Annotated in this window: 19 protein-coding genes; 7 read left to right on the forward strand and 12 right to left on the reverse strand. The window is 72.1% G+C overall.

Translation table 11 applies throughout. From position 1 onward, the window contains the following. Positions 1-60: 60 nt before the first annotated feature. Positions 61-1,284, reverse strand: coding sequence for a Cmx/CmrA family chloramphenicol efflux MFS transporter (locus ACFVNO_RS19170; protein WP_378894218.1), 1,224 nt, complete (start codon positions 1,282-1,284; stop codon positions 61-63). Positions 1,285-1,605: 321 nt separating this feature from the next. On the opposite strand from ACFVNO_RS19170, the gene ACFVNO_RS19175 reads away from it, so the two are divergent. Next, a complete protein-coding gene (locus tag ACFVNO_RS19175; RefSeq protein WP_355257817.1) occupies positions 1,606-2,433 on the forward strand; it encodes an alpha/beta fold hydrolase in 828 nt (275 codons plus the stop codon). Between the two features lie 60 nt (positions 2,434-2,493). Here ACFVNO_RS19175 and ACFVNO_RS19180 read toward each other — a convergent pair whose 3' ends face one another. The 3 genes from ACFVNO_RS19180 to ACFVNO_RS19190 all read right to left on the reverse strand — a co-directional run bounded on the left by ACFVNO_RS19180 (position 2,494) and on the right by ACFVNO_RS19190 (position 4,342). After that, complete coding sequence (locus ACFVNO_RS19180) at positions 2,494-2,787, reverse strand: hypothetical protein (protein ID WP_220564257.1); 294 nt, start codon at positions 2,785-2,787, stop codon at positions 2,494-2,496. After that, entirely contained in the window at positions 2,784-3,236 is a 453-nt protein-coding gene (locus tag ACFVNO_RS19185; RefSeq protein ID WP_355257819.1) for a hypothetical protein, read from the reverse strand. Before ACFVNO_RS19185 ends, ACFVNO_RS19180 begins: the two co-directional genes overlap by 4 nt. Before the next feature lie 551 nt (positions 3,237-3,787). Continuing rightward, a complete protein-coding gene (locus ACFVNO_RS19190) occupies positions 3,788-4,342 on the reverse strand; it encodes an ATP-binding protein (protein ID WP_220564253.1) in 555 nt (184 codons plus the stop codon). A gap of 296 nt (positions 4,343-4,638) precedes the next feature. Between ACFVNO_RS19190 and ACFVNO_RS19195 the strand changes: the two genes are divergently transcribed. The 3 genes from ACFVNO_RS19195 to ACFVNO_RS19205 are packed head-to-tail and all read left to right on the forward strand — an operon-like array spanning position 4,639 to position 5,799. Beyond that, positions 4,639-5,487: a helix-turn-helix transcriptional regulator gene (locus ACFVNO_RS19195; protein WP_355257823.1), complete on the forward strand. Its 849-nt coding sequence runs from the start codon at positions 4,639-4,641 to the stop codon at positions 5,485-5,487. A gap of 1 nt (position 5,488) precedes the next feature. Then, on the forward strand, positions 5,489-5,605 hold the full coding sequence (locus ACFVNO_RS19200; protein WP_378894225.1) for a DUF397 domain-containing protein: 117 nt from the start codon (positions 5,489-5,491) through the stop codon (positions 5,603-5,605). 20 nt (positions 5,606-5,625) lie between these two features. Further along, a complete protein-coding gene (locus ACFVNO_RS19205; protein ID WP_220564247.1) occupies positions 5,626-5,799 on the forward strand; it encodes a DUF397 domain-containing protein in 174 nt (57 codons plus the stop codon). 405 nt (positions 5,800-6,204) lie between these two features. Here ACFVNO_RS19205 and ACFVNO_RS19210 read toward each other — a convergent pair whose 3' ends face one another. The 3 genes from ACFVNO_RS19210 to ACFVNO_RS19220 form a co-directional block, all read right to left on the reverse strand. Then, positions 6,205-6,702: a carboxymuconolactone decarboxylase family protein gene (locus ACFVNO_RS19210; RefSeq protein WP_220564246.1), complete on the reverse strand. Its 498-nt coding sequence runs from the start codon at positions 6,700-6,702 to the stop codon at positions 6,205-6,207. A 76-nt stretch (positions 6,703-6,778) separates the two neighbouring features. After that, entirely contained in the window at positions 6,779-8,218 is a 1,440-nt protein-coding gene (locus ACFVNO_RS19215) for an MFS transporter (RefSeq protein WP_378894229.1), read from the reverse strand. Further along, positions 8,215-9,375: a serine hydrolase domain-containing protein gene (locus ACFVNO_RS19220; protein WP_378894232.1), complete on the reverse strand. Its 1,161-nt coding sequence runs from the start codon at positions 9,373-9,375 to the stop codon at positions 8,215-8,217. Before ACFVNO_RS19220 ends, ACFVNO_RS19215 begins: the two co-directional genes overlap by 4 nt. Positions 9,376-9,513: 138 nt before the next feature. Between ACFVNO_RS19220 and sigJ the strand changes: the two genes are divergently transcribed. The 3 genes from sigJ to ACFVNO_RS19235 all read left to right on the forward strand — a co-directional run bounded on the left by sigJ (position 9,514) and on the right by ACFVNO_RS19235 (position 11,953). Then, complete coding sequence (gene sigJ / locus ACFVNO_RS19225; RefSeq protein WP_378894235.1) at positions 9,514-10,395, forward strand: RNA polymerase sigma factor SigJ; 882 nt, start codon at positions 9,514-9,516, stop codon at positions 10,393-10,395. A gap of 98 nt (positions 10,396-10,493) precedes the next feature. Further along, the gene (locus tag ACFVNO_RS19230; protein WP_378894238.1) at positions 10,494-11,129 is read left to right on the forward strand and encodes an AAA family ATPase; all 636 of its coding nucleotides are present in this window, start codon (positions 10,494-10,496) and stop codon (positions 11,127-11,129) included. A gap of 335 nt (positions 11,130-11,464) precedes the next feature. Continuing rightward, the gene (locus tag ACFVNO_RS19235) at positions 11,465-11,953 is read left to right on the forward strand and encodes a general stress protein (RefSeq protein ID WP_378894241.1); all 489 of its coding nucleotides are present in this window, start codon (positions 11,465-11,467) and stop codon (positions 11,951-11,953) included. 222 nt (positions 11,954-12,175) lie between these two features. On the opposite strand, the gene ACFVNO_RS19240 is transcribed toward ACFVNO_RS19235, so the two are convergent. The 5 genes from ACFVNO_RS19240 to ACFVNO_RS19260 all read right to left on the reverse strand — a co-directional run bounded on the left by ACFVNO_RS19240 (position 12,176) and on the right by ACFVNO_RS19260 (position 18,334). Then, positions 12,176-12,571 carry a hypothetical protein gene (locus tag ACFVNO_RS19240; protein ID WP_378894244.1) on the reverse strand — a complete coding sequence of 132 codons (396 nt, stop codon included), beginning with the start codon at positions 12,569-12,571 and terminating at the stop codon, positions 12,176-12,178. 137 nt (positions 12,572-12,708) lie between these two features. Next, entirely contained in the window at positions 12,709-13,083 is a 375-nt protein-coding gene (locus tag ACFVNO_RS19245) for a hypothetical protein (RefSeq protein WP_378894248.1), read from the reverse strand. A 163-nt stretch (positions 13,084-13,246) separates the two neighbouring features. After that, positions 13,247-15,856: a hypothetical protein gene (locus tag ACFVNO_RS19250; protein ID WP_355257844.1), complete on the reverse strand. Its 2,610-nt coding sequence runs from the start codon at positions 15,854-15,856 to the stop codon at positions 13,247-13,249. Between the two features lie 46 nt (positions 15,857-15,902). Further along, positions 15,903-16,244: a hypothetical protein gene (locus ACFVNO_RS19255; RefSeq protein ID WP_220564238.1), complete on the reverse strand. Its 342-nt coding sequence runs from the start codon at positions 16,242-16,244 to the stop codon at positions 15,903-15,905. A gap of 488 nt (positions 16,245-16,732) precedes the next feature. Beyond that, positions 16,733-18,334 (reverse strand): OmpA family protein, encoded by a 1,602-nt coding sequence (locus ACFVNO_RS19260; RefSeq protein ID WP_220564237.1) that lies wholly within the window; start codon positions 18,332-18,334, stop codon positions 16,733-16,735. Positions 18,335-18,479 lie beyond the last annotated feature (145 nt).

The raw sequence follows: 18,479 nt of genomic DNA on the forward strand, positions 1-18,479 counted from the left end.
GGCCGCCTCCCCGCCCGCGACGGGCGGGGAGGCGGCCGCTCGCGTCGGCCGTCCGCTGACTCAGTCGCGGACGTCGTCGGGCGTCGGCGCACCCGCCCGGGCGGCCGTCCGGGCGGCGGCCAGGGCCTGGACGCCGCCCGCGGCGAGGGCGGCGAGCACCAGGGCCACCGCCACCAGCACCGGGCCGTGCGCCCCGGCCGCGGCGTAGGTGGTCCCGCCCAGCACGGGCCCGGCGACGGCGCCCAGGTTGAGGGCCGCCGTCGCGAACGAACCGCCCATGGTGGGCGCCTCCGCGGCGTTCGCCATGATGCGGGCGATGAGGGTGCCGCCCACCGCGAACGACAGCGCGCCCGCGAGGGGGACCAGCGCCACCACGGCGGCGGCGTGCGAAGCGGTGGCGGCGAGGAGGCCCCAGCACGCCGGCAGCCCGCATCCGCCCCAGAGGAGCAGCGTCCGCCAGTGCCGGTCGGCGAAGGCCCCCGCCGCCCGCACCCCGGCGAACGCCCCGGCCCCGAAGAGCGCCAGCACCACCGGGACCGCGCCCGGCGACAGCCCCGCCGCGTCCGTCACCAGCGGGGCGAGGTAGGTGAACACGCAGAACGTCGCACCGTTGACGAGCACGGCGAGCAGCAGGACGACCTGGAGGCGGGCACGGCCGAGGACCGCGAGCTCGGCGCCCAAGCCGGGGGCGTCGGCAGCGGGCAGGTCGTCCCGGTCCGCGTCCGGCCGAGCGCCGCCGGCCCGGTTCGGGGTGGCGACGGCCACCGCGACGAGCGCGGGCAGCGAGACCGCGGCCACCGCCCACAGCGTCGACCGCCAGCCGAACCCGGCCCCCAGGACCGCCCCCAGCGGGGCCCCCGCGACCAGCGCCAGCGTGGTGCCGCCGAGCACCACCGCCAGCCCGCGGGCCCGCAGGCCCGCGGGCACCACGGCGGCGACCACGGCCAGGGCGACCGCCAGGAATCCGGCGTTGGCCAGGGCCGCGACCACCCGGGTGGCGAGCAGGACGGAGAAGTCGTCGGTGAGGGCGCCCACGGCGTGGGCGGCGGTGAACAGGCCGAGGAAGCCGGTCAGGGTCCACCGCGGTGACCACCGGCGGCCCAGCGCGGCCATCACGGGCGCGCCGATCACCATGCCGACGGCGAAGGACGAGGTCAGCAGCCCCGCCTGCGGAATGGAAACGTCCAGGTCGGCGGAGACGGCGGGCAGCAGCCCGGCGAGCATGAACTCCGACGTGCCCTGCGCGAAGACCGCGAGGGCGAGCATGTACAGCAGAAATGGCACGGGTGTCTCCCGAGAGCGTCGTGTGAAGGGAAGGCGGGCGCGCGGCACCGCCGGTGTTCACGAGCGCATGGGAGGCAGACCCCGCTGCGGGGGCCTGGGATCTCGGCCGACGGCTGAGGGCGTCGGCGGCGTCACGTGCCTACCGGCGGACCGGCGGCACGCGTCTGGACGCTTCGGGAGAGGACACGGAACAGAACCTATCCCCCGACCCCGGGCCGGTGTCCACACGTTTTCCGGTCCACGCGCTCCGTGCCGGCCTCTGTGGAATCCGCCCTGTGGACGAACCCTCCTCCCGCCCCGATCTCCGGCACCCTGGAGACCATGGACGTGAAAGAGATGTTCGAGTGGCGCGGGCACCGGATCGCCTGGGGGCGCCGGGGCGCGGGACCGCCCCTGGTCATGTGCCACGGCACACCGTGGTCCTCGCGGCTGTGGTCGCCGTTCGCCGACGCGCTGGCCCGCGACTTCACCGTGTACCTGTGGGACATGCCGGGTTACGGCGCCTCCTCGAAGGACCCGCGGAACCCGGTCGACCTGGGGGTGCAGGGCGAGGCGTTCGCGGCGCTCCTGGACCACTGGGGGCTGGAGCGCCCGCGCGTCATCGCCCACGACTACGGCGGCGCCGTCTCGCTGCGCGCGGCGCTGCTGCACGGCGCCGCGTACCTGGCGCTGTGCCTGGTGGACGTGGTGGCGCTGCGGCCGTGGGGGTCGCCGTTCTTCCGGCTGGTGCGGGAGAACGCGGCGGTGTTCGCCCGCCTGCCGGACGCGGTGCACGAGGGGGCCCTGCGCGCCTACATCGCCGGGGCGTCGCACCGGGGGCTGCGGCCCGAGGAGCTCGACGCGCTGGTCGGCCCGTGGCTGGGCGAGGAGGGCAAGGAGGCGTTCTACCGGCAGATCGCCCAGGCCGACGAGCGGTTCACGGAAGAGGTCGAACCGCACCTGGCGGAGCTGCCGTTCCCCGTGCACATCGTGTGGGGGACGGAGGACACCTGGATCCCGGTCGACCGCGCCCACCGGCTGCGGGAGGCGATCCCGGGCAGCACGCTGTCCCTCGTCCCGGAGGCCGGGCACCTGATCCAGCTGGACGCCCCGGTCGCCCTGGCCGACGAACTCCGCCGCTGGTCGGCCACCCGACCACCCGTGTCCTGAACCGGTCCCCGCGTCCCGCCGGAGCCCGGGGCGGGGCGCGGGGCCGGTGCCGGGCCGGGGTCAGCGATGAGCGGAGTGGAGGTGGTCGAGGACGGAGCGGTGTGCGGGGCCCGTGTGCAGGCCGCGCAGGGTGTGCACCAGGCGAAGGATCGCCTCGGCGTCCTCCGCGGTGCCCTCCGCCAGGTCGTACACCATCTCCAGGGAGGCGATGACCTCCTCCAGGGTCGGCTGCGGGATCGGCCACTCCCAACCGGTCGTCCGCGTCGCGGCCTCCCGGTGCGCGCCGCGGGTCGTGTCCTTCCGGTCCTGGAGCATGAGCAGCGCCTCGTGCACGGTCGCGGGCTCGGTTCTCACGGTGCCGAACCCCCGCGCGCGTGTCCCCCGGTCCCGAGGGGTCCCCACACCTGCGGCGGCGGGCCCTCTCCGGGGATCACCACCGTGCGGGTTCCGGTGCGCGGGCCGCGCAGCCGCGCGGTCACGGCGGCGCGGTCGTCGGCTCCGCCGAGCCGGGCGTGCCGGAGGCCCCTGGGGCCGGTGCGCGCGGGAACGTCCCCGGTGCGGGCGCCGCCGCGCGCGGACGCGCCCGGGTCCGTCCGCTCCTCCTCGGGGACGACGCGCTCGGGGAGGAACCCCGTGCCGTCGGGTGCGCCGAGGGTACGGGGAAGACGCCCCGCGGCACGCGTGCCGACGGCGGTACGGCCGTCGATGTCGGTGTCCCCTGCCGGGGACGGGCGGTCAACGGCCCTGACCGACCCGGCCGGGGTGGACAGGCCATCGATGGCGATGGCCCCCGCCCGAAGCATGCGGGCATCATCCCCGGCCGCCTCCGCCGAAGCGGTACGGCCGTCGGTCCCGGTGTCCCCTGCCGGGGAAGGGCGGCCGGGAGAAGTCATCAGCGGCACCGGCTCCGTCGCGGGCGCCCATATCGCTTGCGCCTCCGCCACGGTCGCCTCCGCCGTGGGCGGGGTCGGCGCGGGGACCGGTGTGGGCACGGGGCGCTGCTTCGGCGTCCCAGCCGGCGGCGGAAGCGGTGCGGTCGAAGGGCGGCGGTGCGCGCTGGCGGTTCGGGCCCCGGGGGCCCGCGAGCCGTCCCCGTCACGCCGGGGAGCCGGCGCCCACGCCCTCCCCGTGTCCGCGCCGAGAAGCCGTTCGGCTTCACGCAGCCGTTCCACCAGTCCCTCCGCCGTGGGTGCGCTCTGCCAGCGGACCACGGCCGCCCCCTGGTAGAACGCCACGTACGCGCGCAGGGCCGGGGCCCACATCACCGTCCACATCCGGCCCGCCTCGGCGTTGAGCCGCCGGGCCGCCTCGTACTGTTCACCGTCGTCGGCGCGGTTCCAGGACATGGCCGGGCTCACCCGCGATCCAGCTCGAACCAGACCGTGGTCCGCCCGCCCTCGGACAGGGTCCCCCACCTGTCCGCCTGCATGGCGACGAGCCTCAGCCCGAACCCGCCCTCCCGGTCCAGGTCCTGTTCGCGCACGTGCGGGGTCCCGACACCGCCGCCGCGCGGCCCCTGGTCGGTCACCCTGACCTGCACCCGCCCCCGGAGCCGGTGCAGGGTCACGACGACCCGGCCCCCGGGGAGCCCGCTGCGCGTGTGCCGGACGGCGTTGGTGAACAGCTCGCTGACCAGGCCCTGAAGGACGTCGGTCTGCGCCTCGGGCAGCAGCGCGAGCGCGGAGAGCTGCCGCCGCAGCACCCCCGTCTGCTCGGCGACGCCCGGGACCGTGATGGAGTGCCCCAGCTCCCCGCTCTCGACGTCCACGAGGATCGCGACCCGGTCGCGCGGGTCGGCGGTCCGGCGCTGGAGCGGAATCCTGCCCGGCGGCGCGGTACAGGGCGGTCGCGGCACCACCTCTTCGATGTCGTCGCTGGAGGCCGTGTTCCGCTCTCGACGGGGTTCCATGCGGGTCACCGATTCCATTCTGCGCTCATCCGCCTTCCGCACCGTTGTCCGACGACGCCGAGAACCACCCAGAAGAACCGAGAAGGGTACAAAGACCCTTTCGGTCACCGTGCGCCTTCGTGACAACACCTTGGGCCAGCGGTTCGGGGAAAGGCCAGCGAATCAACCACAGGGACAACATTTCGGTGAATCGGTTGCGGGCGGTTGAGAGGGCGTTGCATCGTGGTTATCCCCGGTTTCCCCCTCCTTTGAGCAGGTGACGAATGTCGGATCGCCGCAAGCCCGAATGGGCCAGGGTGGGCAAGGAACTCAAGGCCCTCCGCCGCAAGGCCAAGCTGACCCAGGCGGAGCTGGCGCCCTACGCCAGCGTGGTCGCCGCTCACGTATCCGCCTGGGAGAACGGCAAGCGGGGCATGAGCGAGGACCAGGTGACCCTCCTCGACCAGGCCCTCCAGGCCAACGGCCAACTGGTCCGCGCGTGGGAGAGGAGCCAGGAGACCGAAACCATCCCACCCTGGTACAAAAAGGTCCCGAAGCTGGAGCAGAAATCAACCGAGCTCCGCGAGTACCAGTCTCAGATCTTTCCCGGACTGATCCAGACGCCCGAGTACGCCCGCACCACGATTCGTGACTCCCTGCCGTGGGCCAGCACCTCAGTGGTGGAAGAGATGGTGCTGGCGAGGAAAAAGAGGCAAGAGATACTTATGAGGGACCACCCTCCGCTAGTGTCTATCGTGGTAGAGGCGTTCGTCCTAGACCTCATCATGGGGGACGAACGTACTCAAATCGCCCAGTTGGACTGGGTCCTCCAGCTTGCCGAGGAAGGCAGGATCCGCTTCCAGGTCACACCCCCGCGGTCCCACTATCACCCCGGGACCGCAGGCCCGTTCCGGATCTACACCTTTCCCGACAATCCGCCGCTGGCCTCCGCCGAGTACGCGAGCGGTGAGGTGCTCATCGACGATCAAGAGACCGTGCAGAAGTGCATGACCATCTTTGGGCTCCTGCAAGCCGAGGCACTGTCCATGGGCGCCAGCGTCGAATTCGTCAGGAAGGTCAGGGAAAGCATTGAAGAGCAGGCACGAGTCCGGTCGGCCGCTGTGGCACAAGAGCAGCTACAGCTCGGGGCAGGGCAGCTGCGTTGAGGTGGCGGAGGGGCAGAGCGTCCTCGTCCGGGACACCCAGAACCGTCCTCTCGGACACCTCGACTACTCCGCCGAAGCGTGGACATCCTTCCTCCAGGGCGTGAAGCTCCACGCCTGAGCCCGAGCGAGAGGATCGCCGTGGAGAAGTGGCACAAGAGCAGCCACAGCAGTGGAGAAGGCAGTTGCGTCGAGGTCGCCGAGGGGCCTCTCGTCCTTGTCCGTGACACCCAGAACCGCCCCCTGGGCCACCTCGACTACAACCCCGATGCCTGGACCGCGTTCCTCCACGGCGTGAAGAATCGGGCCTCCTAGGTTTCGACCGCGCTCAACGGCCGACCGGTACCCACCGGTCGGCCGATTTCTCTTGCCCGTCCCCCGAAAATCGCATCCCGGGCACGAGCCGACCGATACCCACTGACTTCGGGCACTTCGCGCCGCGCCGGCGCCCCGGCCACGTGTTCCGCCCCCGTCGCGGACCGGCGCCGGAAAGTCGTCCACAGCCTGTGGATATCTTCCGGCTCACCCGTCGGGAGATCCCCCACAGCCCGCCACCGCCAACCGAAGCCGGTCGCCACGGGGATAGGCGGCCTCCCATGCCCGCCCCGCGCCCGACCCCGCCCAACGCGAAGCCCTCGTGCTCCGGTCGGAGCACGAGGGCTTTTCCGCGGTCGGCATCATCCCGGGACGGGATCCACCGACCTCATGGGGTCCGGGCCGCTACGCCCTCCACTGCTCCGCCGGGGACACCCCGGGCAGCGGCTTGCCGATGAGGGCCAGCGGCAGGAAGAAGCAGACCTGGCCGATCGCCATGATCAGCGTGGCGAGCGCCTTGTCGTCGTAGTGCTGCGAAGCCCTGGCGTACAGCTCGTCGGGGACCCGCTCGCCCGACGCGTTCGGGGTCAGGACGGATTCGACCAGCTCCAGCGCGACCCGTTCGGCGTCGGAGAAGTAGGGCGCGTCCCGCCAGGAGGCCACGGCGGTGATCTGCTCCTCGGTCGCCTCCGCCCGGCGGAGGTTGCCGGTGTGCAGGCTCGTCAGGTACGTGCTGCCGGCGATCTGTCCGGCGCGCAGCTGGACCAGGCCGATGGTGGTCCGCGGAACCGTGCCGTTCCCGGTCGCCTTGAACAGGGCGCCGGCGATGTCCTTGAGCTCGGGGACGAGCGCGACGGGGTCGGGGAGGCGGGACTGGCGGTTCTGCTGCTCGGTGGCGGTCATGGTGGTGTTTCCTTCCGTTCGGTGTTCTGCCTCTATGACGGATCGCTCGGGCCGAAGGTGACCGGTGGACGCGACCTCATCCGGCGGTTTTTTCGAGGGGTTCGGTGTCCCGCTCCGCGGAGCGTGGTCGCAGCAGCAGGACGGCGGTGAGGAGGGCGACCACGTAGAAGGCGCCCGCACCGAGCATGCCGACGGTGTATCCGCTGGTGAGCGCCTCGTTCAGGCCCGTCCCCGGCGGCTGGGCCGCAGTGGTGGCGACGGCGACGCCGGCCAGCACGGCCAAACCCAGGGCACCGCCGATCTGCTGGCTGGTGTTGACGAGGCCGGAGGCGATGCCCGAGTCCTGCGATGCGACGCCCCTGACGCCGCCGATGGTGGCGGCGACGAATCCGGTTCCCAGGCCGATTCCCCCCACCAGCTGCGCGGGCAGCAGCACCAGCAGCGGGTTCTGGTCCGGTGCCAGGAGGCCGAACCACGCCATCGCCGTGGCGGCCGTCGCCGTGCCGACCACCAGAACGGTCCGGGTGGAGGCGCGGGCCTGCAATGCAGGCCCGACGACACCGGAGCCGATACCGACGCCGATGGCGAACGGCAGGTAGGCCAGGCCGGTGGTCATGGGCGAGTACTGCTGGACCGTCTGCATGTACAGGGTGAGGAAGTAGAAGGTGGCCAGCTGTCCCGCGCCCATGAGCAGCATGACCAGGTTGGCGCCGAGCCTGCCGCGGTCGGCCGGCACACCCGGCGGCAGGATCGGGTTGCGCGCGCCGCGCTGGATGAACGGGAACACCGTGAACAGCGCGACGGCGCACGCGCCGAAGACCAGGGCGGTCCCGTCGCCCACCCCATGGGATCCGGCGCGGTTGATCGCGTAGACCAGCGAGCCGAGGGCCAGGGTCGCGGTGACGGCGCCGGGCAGGTCCAGGCCGCCGGGGCGGCGGGTTCCGGGCACCAGGACGACGGTGCCGACCAGGACCAGCAGGGCTATGGGGATGTTGACGAACATGATCCACCGCCACCCCAGGTACTCGGTGAGCGCGCCTCCCAGGAGCAGGCCGACCACGGAGCCGAGACCGCCCATGGCTCCGTACACGCCGAGTGCCCTGTTGCGCCGGGGCCCGGCGGGGAAGGTCTCGGCGAGCAGGGACAGCGCCGCCGGGGCGACGATGGCCGCGCCTACGCCCTGGAGCACGCGTGCGGTGATCAGCACGGCGCCGCTACCGGCCGCACCGCCCAGCAGAGAGGCGAGCAGGAAGACGACCAGCCCGACACGGAACAGCCTGCGTCGACCCCACAGGTCGCCGGCGCGGCCCCCGACCAGCAGCAGGCCGCCGAAGGCCAGGGCATAGGAGGTGAGGACCCGGTCCAGCTCGCCCTCGGGGATCCGGAGATCGGCTCCGATGACGGGCAGGCCGACGGTCACGATGGTGCCGTCCATCACCATCAGCAGCTGCGCGGCCGCCATCACCAGCAGTGCGAGTCCGCTTCTGTCCGAACGGGCGGGGGTGTGGTCGCTCATGCGCGTTCTCCTCGGGAGGCGACGGCGGCGTGCACCGCGGCGGCGAGTCGGTCGTGTTCGGGATAGGACCAGCCGAAGCCGAAACGGCGCCGGGTATAGCCGAAGGCGATGCCGCCGACCGGATCGGCGAAGGCCTCCGAACCGGCCGAGCCGTCATGGCCGAAGGCGTTCGCGCTCAGGAACGGGTACCGCAGCCCCTTGGCCTGGAAGCCGAGCGCATAGTTCCCCTGATCGCCGCGGACCAGGTCCGCGCCGACGGAGTGCAGCTGGGCGAACTCGCCGACGGTGTCCGGCTCCAGCAGCGGGGGCCGCCCGTCGACGCCCCAGACGGCCGCCGCGTACAGGCCGGCCAGGCCGCGAGCGCTGCCCACTCCCCCGGCCGAGGCCGGGCCGTTCGCGCGGACGCCGCGCGTGTTGGCGAAGCCCACCTGGTCCAGCGGGGGCGTGCCGTCGAGCCCGTAGCCGATGCCGACGAGGCTCCGGGGGCCCGGGACGTTCGCCCAGAACGCGGCCTCCCGCTCCGGGTCCGCCTCCCACCACAGGATCGGCCGGAACCGCTCCTCCTCGGACTCGGGCAGCCCCAGGTAGAGGTCCAGTCCGTACGGTTCCCGGATGCGCTCCTCGTAGATCCGTTGCAGCGACCGGCCGGTCACCCGCCGGATCACCTCGCCCACCATGGCGAACGAGACGAAGCCCCCGTAGCCGTAGGCCGCCCCGGGACGCCAGTACGGCCGCTGTCCGGCCAGGCGGCGCGCGATCACCGCGTCGTCGGCCAGCTCGGCCGCCGACAGGCCGCCGTCGACGCCGATGACGCCGGAGCGGTGGGTCAGGACGTCCCGCAGCGTGATCGTGTCCTTGCCGGCGGCGGCGAACTCCGGCCAGTGCCGGGCCACCGGCTCGTCCAGGCCGAGGACCCCCTCCTGCACCAACAGTGCCACCACCAGCGTCGCGGCACCCTTGGTCGAGGAGTAGACCCCGGTCATCGTGTCGCCGTCCACCCCGTCCCCGGCCCACAGGTCCACCACCCGCCGGCCGTGCGCGTAGGCGGTGAGCTGCGAGCCCGCCAGGCCGTCCTGCTCGGCCACGACCTCGGCGAACACCTCCTCCACCGGTTCGAAGCCGTCCTCCACCGTTCCGTGGACCCGGATCCTGTTCATCCTCGGCAACCCTTCCCTCGTGTCGGTCGCCGCATTGACGGGCCGAACGGGGCGAAGGTGACGCCCGTTCGCGGTCACCTTTCCGGGGTCCCGCGCGTCATCAGTACTGAAACCGCCGAAGAAGAGAGGCCCCCCGGCATGACATCCCATGACTTCCTGGCCGAACGGTTCGAGGGCCACCGCCCCCACCTGAGGGCGGTCGCCTACCGCATGCTCGGCTCACTCACCGAGGCCGAGGACGCGGTCCAGGAGGCATGGCTGCGCCTGGCGCGCTCGGACTCCGACGACATCGACAACCTCGGCGGCTGGCTGACCACCGTGGTCGGCCGGGTCTGCCTGGACGTACTGCGCGCCCGCAAGGTGCGGCGCGAGGAGCCACTGGAGGAGCGCCTGCCGGATCCGGTGGTCGGCAGGGAGGAGCACACCGATCCGGAGCAGCAGGTGCTGCTGGCCGACTCGGTGGGACTGGCGCTGCTGGTGGTGCTGGAGTCGCTCTCCCCGGCCGAACGCCTGGCCTTCGTGCTGCACGACATGTTCGGCCTGCCGTTCGAGCAGATCGCGCCCATCGTCGACCGCACCCCCGCCACGGCCAAGAAGCTCGCCAGCCGGGCCCGTCAGCGGGTCCGCGGCGCGGCCCCGAGCCCGGACCCGGACCCGGCCGAGCAGCGGAAGGTGGTGGACGCCTTCCTGGCCGCCGCGCGCGGCGGCGACTTCGAGGCGCTGGTGTCCGTCCTGGACCCCGACGTGGTGCTGCGCGCCGACGGCGGCGCGCTCACGAACGGCCTGAAGGTCGTCCGCGGCGTCGAGGCCGTGGCCGGGCGGCTCTCCACCTTCCAGCGCATGGCCACCGGCACCGACACCCGTCCGGCGCTCGTCAACGGCCTGGCCGGACTGGTCAACACCGTCGACGGCCGACCGTTCTCCGTCATGAGCTTCACCGTCTCCGGGGGCAGGATCGCCGCGATCGACATCCTGTCCGACCCCGACCGGCTGGCCCGGCTCGACCTGGCCGACCACTGAGGCGCCCCGGGGGCGCCGTACCCGTGCCGCGGCGCCCCCGGCCCCCTTCTCCGCCCTCTCGCCCCGTCCGCGGGTCCCGCACGGCTAGGGTCGGGGGCATGAGCGGCATCCGGGTGATCCTCATCGGCGGCACGTCCCACACCGGCAAGTCCACCGCCGCGCGGGCGCTCGCGGAGCGGCTCGGCTTCTCCCACGCCACCACCGACCACCTGGCCCGGCACCCGGGCCGCCCCTGGCGGACGCCCGGCCGGGAGGTGCCGCCGCACGTCGCCGAGCACTACGGCACCCTGCCCCTGGACGAGCTGATCGACTCCGTTCTCGCCCACTACGAGCGCCAGTGGCCGCGCGTCGAGGAGATCGTCGCCGAGCACGCCGTCGGCGGGGGCCCCGGCCTGGTGCTGGAGGGGTCGGCGCTGTGGCCGTCCCGCGTCGCGGACCTGACCGCCCCGCGCACGGGCGCCGTGTGGCTCACCGCCCCGGACGCCCTCCTGCGCGAGCGCATGTACACGGACTCCGGCCACGCCGCCGCCTCCGCACCGGAGCGGCGCCTCATCGACGTGTTCCTGGCCCGCACCCTGCGCTTCCAGGAGCTCGTGCGCGCCGAGGTCGAGCGGCTCCACCTCGCCGAACTGCCCGTCGACGGCTCCCGCACCGCCGGGGAGACCGCCGACGCCGTGCTCGCCGCCGTCTCCGCCCAGGAGTCCGTGGGCCGCCCCCGCACACCGCGCCCCTGATCCGGTCGCACGCCCCCTTCTTTAGAGTTGAGTTAGAGAAGCTCAACTTAGGGAACACCCACCGACGCAAGGCCGTTGTTCCAGGTACAGGACCTCGCAGGCCGCCGCGCACGCAGGGAGGAGGCACAGGCCATGGCACCGCCCGCCGCCCGTTCTTCCCCGGTCCCGGACCAACGCGCCGCCACCCGGCGCTGATCGCCCCGGGTGTCCCGCTGCACCGGGACCCCCGGCCCCCCGACCCGGGGTCCGCCCGTCCTGCGGGCCCCGGGCCACCCGACCGCCGGACCCCTGCGGGGGCGGTCCGGCGACCAAGGAACCCGCACCCGGAGGTGCACATGTTCTCCCCTGACCCTCGGACCCTGCCCACCCCGCCCACGGGATGGTCGATCGGGTCCTACACCGCCTACGCCGAGGCGCAGCGCGCCGTCGACCACCTGGCCGCCAACGGCTTCCCGGTCGAGGACCTCACCATCGTCGGCACCGGGCCCCGCGTGGTGGAGCGGGTCACCGGTCGGCTGACCTGGGGCCGGGTGCTGGGTTCGGCGGCCCTGTCGGGCGTGTGGTTCGGTCTGCTCATCGGTGTCGTGCTGGGGATGTTCACTCCGGGCGGCCTCCTCGGGTCGATCCTCGCGGGGCTGCTCGCGGGCGTGGGCGCCGGCACAGCGTTCGCGGCGATGGGCTACGCCTCCCTGGGCGGGAAGCGGACGTTCGCGTCGCGGACGGAGATCGTCGCCGAGCGGTACGAGGTGCTGTCCGAGCCCCGCAGCGCCGAACGCGGCCGCGACCTGCTCGCCCGCCTCGCCCTCACCTCGCCCGCCCACTGACCGGCGGGGCGGCCCCGGCGCCCCACGGCGCCGGGGCCGCCCCGTTCACGGGCGCCCGTCCCCGCAGTCGACGTAGTCGGCGACACTCGCCTCGTACTCCCCGGTCGTGTCGAAGGCGCCCTCGAACTCCTCCGTGTAGGCGTCCACGAACGCCTCACCGCCCACCGGCTCGCGACACCGCGGCGCCGAGGGCCGCGGCCGTGCGCAGGAGCGCGGGTCCGGTCAACCGCCGTCCCCGCAGTCGACGTAGTCGGCGATGTCCGCCTCGTACTCCTCGTGCGTGTCGAAGGAGTCGCCTCCGGAGCCGGGGTAGGAGTCGACGAAGGTGTCGCCGGGCACCTCGGGGCCGCACCAGGTGACCGTGTTCTCCCGCAGGAAGTCGGCCAGGGCCTGGTCCACCTCCTGGAGCAGGGGGCCGTCACCGCTCAGCCCTTCGCCGAGGGAGGAGGACCACAGGTCCGGGTCGGTCTCCACCCTCGCCCCCTCACCGTCCTCCACCAGGACCCCGGCCTCCGCCAGCACTTCCCGCGGCCTGTCGCCGGCGTGCGGCGTGACCGGATCCGGGTCCTGCTCGACGAACATGCGCTCCAGCGTGAAGGCCCGCACGGTCCGCTGCACCCATTCCGCGTGCGGTCCGCGCGAGGCCTCCGCCTCCTCCGGCGGCCCGGACTCCTCCCGCTCCGAAAAAGCAGCACATCCGGACAGCGCCGTGCAACCGACCGCTGCCGCGATCACAGCGGCCGCCCCCGAGCCCCTCACGGGCGCCCGTCCCCGCAGTCGACGTAGTCGGCGACACTCGCCTCGTACTCCCCGGTCGTGTCGAAGACGCCCTCGAACTCCTCCGTGTAGGCGTCCACGAACGCCTCGCCGTCCACCGGATCCCCGCACCAGGTCACCTCGTTCGGCCACATCGCCGCGCCGAGGGCCCCGTCCAGACGGCGCAGGCCGCCGGCGGCGTCATCGGTGTTCCACTGTTCCTTGTCCAGGACGACCTCATACCCCCCGCCGTCCTCGGCCGACCGGACCACACCCGACTCCAGCAGGACGTCCAGCGACCGTTCGTCGGTGTTGCCCAGCACCTCCTCCGAGCCGTGCTCTGCGAACATCCGGTCCAGTGTCCGGACGCTCACCTCACGCTCCATCCACGAGAAGGAGACACCGGCCCGCTCGACCGGCTCCGACGGCTGATCCTCTGGAGCTGCGCCGGATGCGCACCCCACCAGCAGCGGCAGTGCCAGGAGGGCGGATACGCCCTGCACGAGTCCGCGCGCGCCGCCTCCGCCCCGCCGGTCCTCACTCTCCATCGCCGCCACTCCCCTCAGCAGGCTTGAAGTACTCCCGCACGTCGCCGTATCCGATACCGAACTCTCCCGTGAACTGGTCGACCCGCGAGTCGCCCGGGTAGGTTCGCCCGTCACTGGTCGTGAAGGGCATATCCCCGATGACGTTGCCCATGGAGGCGTCCATGGACCACCTGCCACCGTCCTGCCGGAAGTCCTCGTTCCAGTTGTTCGAGTCCTTCTCCACGGTGACCGTGACATCGGCGCCGAACACGAAGTCCTCCCCGATGTCTTCGGCGTCGAGCACCGCCCCGTTCTGGCGGACAGTGATCACCCCGCCCTCGACCAGGTCCTGGAGATCCCCGTTGTACTGGACTTCGTTGAACTTCGAGGGGTCGTGGTGCGCCACGTACTCCAGGGCCTCCACCTCGAAGTTGCGTATCCGGTTGATCTCGCTGCTGTAGGTGGAGCCCCGGGGGACCACCTCGTAATCGCCATCGATGATCGCGTTGACGATGCTGTCCTGACCCAACTCCATGCCCTTGGACACCGCCGTGCCGATGAGCGGGATCTTCTCCGACAGCGAGGCCGCCTCACCGACGAAGAACTCGGCGATCGCCGTGTTCCGTTCGACCTGGTGGCCCAGATCGTCCTCCCGGTCCCGGGCGTCGCGCTCGGTGGCCTCCTCCAGGAGTGCCTGCAGCGTTCCCAGCCCTCGGGCGTTCTCCTCGGGGCGCCCGTTCTCCAAGAACGCCGCCGTCTCGACCTGCTGGTAGACGTCGACCGACTGGATCAGCCGCGCCGCGGACTCGTCGCCACCCATCAGATAGTGCATGAACCGGGCACGTTCCTCAGCCCCCAAGCGCACGGTCCCGCTGTCCGGGTCGAACTCGCCGACGCCTGCGACGGGAACGTCCTCCGACTCCCACACATCGCTCGTGGAGAAGCTGTAGATGTTCGCGTCGAACACGTCCACGAGCCCGAGCCCGAGTTCCGTGTTGAACTGGGTGAACACCGCGTCCTCGTACTTGTTGTCCCCCTCGGTGATATGCACGCCCGTGTTGACGAGCTGCTCGTACATCGCCTCGTCGGTGAGGGTCTCCATGAGCCCCTCGAACGCCGTCCCCGCGCGGTCGCGGACCTCGTCGTCCTCGCTCAGCGCGTCCTCGGCGATCCAGTCGATGAGCCCGCGCGCGGTCGCGCCGTCGTCGTGCCAGTCGTAGGTGAGCAGGCCCTCGACCGCGTTGGTCCGCTCGTGCGGGGCGAAGTCCGGCAGGCCCGGGACGGTCTCCCGGCCGTCCGGGTACTCGCCGGTGAGCACGTAGTGGTTGGCGTCCTCGTTGCGGGTGCCGACCTCCACCAGCGGGGCCAGGTCCTCCGACACCACCCAGCCGTTCTCGCCCTCCACGCCCCAGTAGTGCATGTACGCGCCCGCGCCCAGGGTGAGGTTGGTGGAGAACGCGTCGCCGCCCTGGAGCTCGTCGTCGGTGTACCGGAGCAGCTGCGACAGGGCCCGCGCGTCGTCCTGGTAGGTGGCCAGAAGGTACGGCGGCTCGTCGGCGCCCGTCTCGTAGAGGAAGGGCCCCTCGGTCGCCCGGCGCACGCTCTCCGGCAGCAGGTCGTACCCGCCGCCCAGGTCCTCGTCGGAGAGCGTGAGCAGCCCGTCGCCGAGCACCCCCAGGGCGTGCTCGCGCTCCTCCCCGCTCATGTGGTCGCCGTCCATCAGCGCCGGGACGGCCAGGACGCCCGTGTAGGGCCCGCCGCCCTCCAGCTCCAGGTTGGTGTAGAAGGCCTCCAGGAAGTCGATCTCCTCGGAGCGGAACCCGCTTCCCGTGTTCTGCGCCTGTTTGGCGTTGGTGCCGATCATCGCCATCATGAGCATCAGCTCGTGGTAGCGGTCGTCCAGCGGCCTGTCCCCGGACCAGTAGGCGGCCAGCTCGGTGGACCACTCCCGGGCGTTCTCCTCGGTCAGCTCCCGGCCGTCCACCAGCATCGTGTACCGGTTCGGGTCCAGGTTGTAGAACGCCCAGTTCGCGTACCCGCCGTCGATGAGCTTCTGCACGTTGACCTTGGTGGCGCCCTCCTCCAGCATGTCGCCGATCTCCTCGGCGTGCTCCTGGTAGGCGGTCCACAGGGTGTCGAACCGGCCGCTGACGCTCGTGCGCTTCTCGACCAGCTCCTCGTACAGGTCCCGGCAGGTGTTCTCCGCGCTCCAGAACCCCCTGCGCTCGGGGAACGTCGAGGTGATGCGGCTGGCGGAGTACTCGCCCGGCACCCGCCCCTCGCAGTCGGCGACGGCGGTGTTCCACTCCTCCAGCAGCTCCTCGCGGCCCTCGCGGAACTCCTCCACGTGGTCGGCCCACATGTCGCTGACCATCGCCGCGTAGGTCAGCGCCACCGCGGCGTCCGTCCACAGCTGCCGGTCCTCAGCCGACAGGGTGCTGATATCCCAGGCCAGGATGCTCGTGAACTGCCCGGCCGCGCCGTCCAGGGCGGCCTGGAGGTCCCCCGCGTCGCCCAGGACGCGCCCGTTGAGGTCCTCGAAGTCGGCGGTCCGGGCGCGGATCAGGGCGGGTATCGCGTCAGTGGTGCGCAGGGTGAGGGAGAGGTCGAAAGAAGCCACGGGGGTTCCTCAAAGGGGGTTCGGGGGAGGAGGGGGGAAGGGGGTGTCAGTAGAAGTTGACGTTGCCCAGGCCGGGCGGCACGTGGTGGGCGGCGCCGGACAGCTCCTGGGAGCTCTCCAGGTCGTTGAGGGCGATCTCGCTCGCCCCGGCCTGGATGTTGTCGGCCAGCTGGAGCCCGTGGCCCTGTACGTCCACGAACCCCTGGAGGTGGCGCTCGCGGAAGGACCTCCACCCGGCCTCGACGTCCTCCTCGCCCGCCACCCGGATCGCGTCGTCGACCGTCAGGTCGAACGCGTCGGCCAGGCCGGCCATCGCCGTGGCCAGCGCCTCGGCGTCCTCACCGCCCTGCCGCGCCTCGTTCGGATTCGCACCCGTTCCACCGCTCATCGCGGGACACCACCTTCGTCACACGGAGACCACCATTACCTGTAGATCGCGAGGAAAAAGTAACAGTTGAGGTTTTCACGCATGGTTACGGCTTCGTGATCACCGGGCGTCCCGTGCCCCCCGTGCCCCGGGCGGCGGGCCCGGACACGGGAACGGGGGCCGCCGGCGCGATGCCGACGACCCCCGTGGTGCCGCCTAGAGCCCGTTCTTCGAACGCCCTCCTGTACCGCCTGGGGTTCGTGAGGCGCCCGGCGGGGTTCCGGAGGTCCCGGAGGAGCGGCCCTCGAGGAAAGCCTGTGGCCGTAGGCCGTCCGTTGAGGACCTTCCGCCGCTCGACGGGCGGGCGAGGACCGCGACGCAGGGCCGGAGGTTCCCGCCCTCGGGGGGCGCCGAGCAAGGTGGCCGAGCTGCGGCCATAGGCCGTCCGTTGAGGGCGGTGGCGGGCGACGGGCGGGCCGCAGCGCAGCGGAGGTTCAAAAGAACACTCCCTAGTACTCGACCGGGACCTCCTCGAACTCGCCGAACGGCCCGGCGCGCAGGGTCAGCTCCTCCACGCTCGTGGCCGGGGCCGGGAACACCGCCACCAGGTTGTAGGTGTTGCCCGGCTGGAGGACGTGCACCTCCTCCGCGAAGCTGCTGTAGCGGCCCTCGCCGAAGTCCATCTGCGCCACGTACCGCACCAGGCCGCTCTCCGGCTCGAACAGCTGGAAGCCGCCCAGGGTGCCCTTGCTGAACTGCTCCGGGCCGCCGGCCACCACGTCGGAGCCGCCCATCTCCGGTATCAGCGGCGCGTCGGTGGTGTTGGTGAGGGCGACCGTGCCGATCACGTAGGCGCCGTCGCGCCGCAGCGGGTAGACCTCCAGGCGGATGCCGTCCTGCTCCCTCTCGGCCACCACCGAACCCGGGTCGTCGTCGTAGGGGGCGGGCCAGGTGACGTTGCGCTGGGCGGTGTTCAGGCCGTCGTCGTCGTACTCCTCTTCCTCCGTCGCCTCGGTGGTGTCGTTGAAGATGTACGAGAACTCCACCCGCCGGTTGCGGGCGCGGGCCTGCTCGTCGTCCGGGCCGCCCTCGCGGGCGATGGGCTCCTTCTTGCCGCGGCCCTCCACCTCCAGGGTGAAGCCCGGGCCGATCTCCTCCGCGAGCAGGTCGCGGACGCTCTCGGCGCGCTGCACCGACAGGCGGTCGTTGTAGGCGTCGTCGCCGATGCCGTCGGTGTGGCCGATGATCGTGATGGTGGGCTCGTCGGGGTCGACGTTGGCCGCCAGGGAGGTGGCCGCCCGGCGGACGACCTCCTCCGCCTCCTCGGTCAGGTCGGAGCGGTCGAACTCGAACATGACGTCGGAGTGCAGCGAGATGATCTCGCGGTCGCCGTCGCGGGTGGTGGAGGCGATCTCGGAGTCGACGAAGCTCTGCACCCAGCCCTCGTCGGCGACGGCGTCCCCGTCGGGGCGCCGGTTGGCGAAGGTGAGGTTCTCGCCGCTCGGCGGCGGGTCGTCGAGGGAGAGGTGGTCGGGGCCGTTGGGGCTCTCCGGGTCGGGGCGCTCCTCCTCGACGTCCTGGATGGGGATGCCGGTCATGGCGCCCAGGCCGCTGCCGACGAAGGTGACCTGCCGCACCTCGTCGGGGATGCGCGGGAAGTAGCGGACGTACTCGTTGGTGACCCCGTCGTGGACGGGGTAGAGGCCGTCCTGGTTGGGGCTCTCGGAGCCGTACTTGAGGCCGTTCTCGTCGAGGAACTGCCGGTAGACGCGCCCGGTGAGGGGGTCGACGAGGGTGTGGGCCATGCTGAGGTTCCGGTTGGGGCCGGAGAAGTCGTCGAGATAGGTGATCTCGTAGTACATGACGGTGTACTCGTCGGTGCGCTCCAGCCCCGTGACGGAGAAGCGCATCTCGGTGTCCTGCCCGGTGTCCTGGAAGATGCGTCCCTCCCGGACGTAGGGGAACTCCTCCCGGACCTCGGGCGGCCCGGACGCGTCCCCGAACGTCTCGGACCACCAGTCCGATATGTCCGCGGTGACCGTGCAGCCGCTGAGCAGAAGGCTGCCCGAGACCATGAGCGCGGCCGCGGCGAGGGGCGTCTTCCGCACCATGTGGGGGAACTCCGATCGTTGGGGAGACGACGTACGGGAAACATCCTCCAGCACTCCGGGAGTCGAACCGACCGTGGTGCCCCACAACGGGCGGAAAGTCCGCCGGGCCTGGCGCCGGGGCGGGGGATGGGCGATTCTTGCTGGT

It is taken from the genome of Nocardiopsis sp. NPDC057823, assembly GCF_042797335.1.
Taxonomy (GTDB): Bacteria; Actinomycetota; Actinomycetes; order Streptosporangiales; family Streptosporangiaceae; genus Nocardiopsis; species Nocardiopsis changdeensis.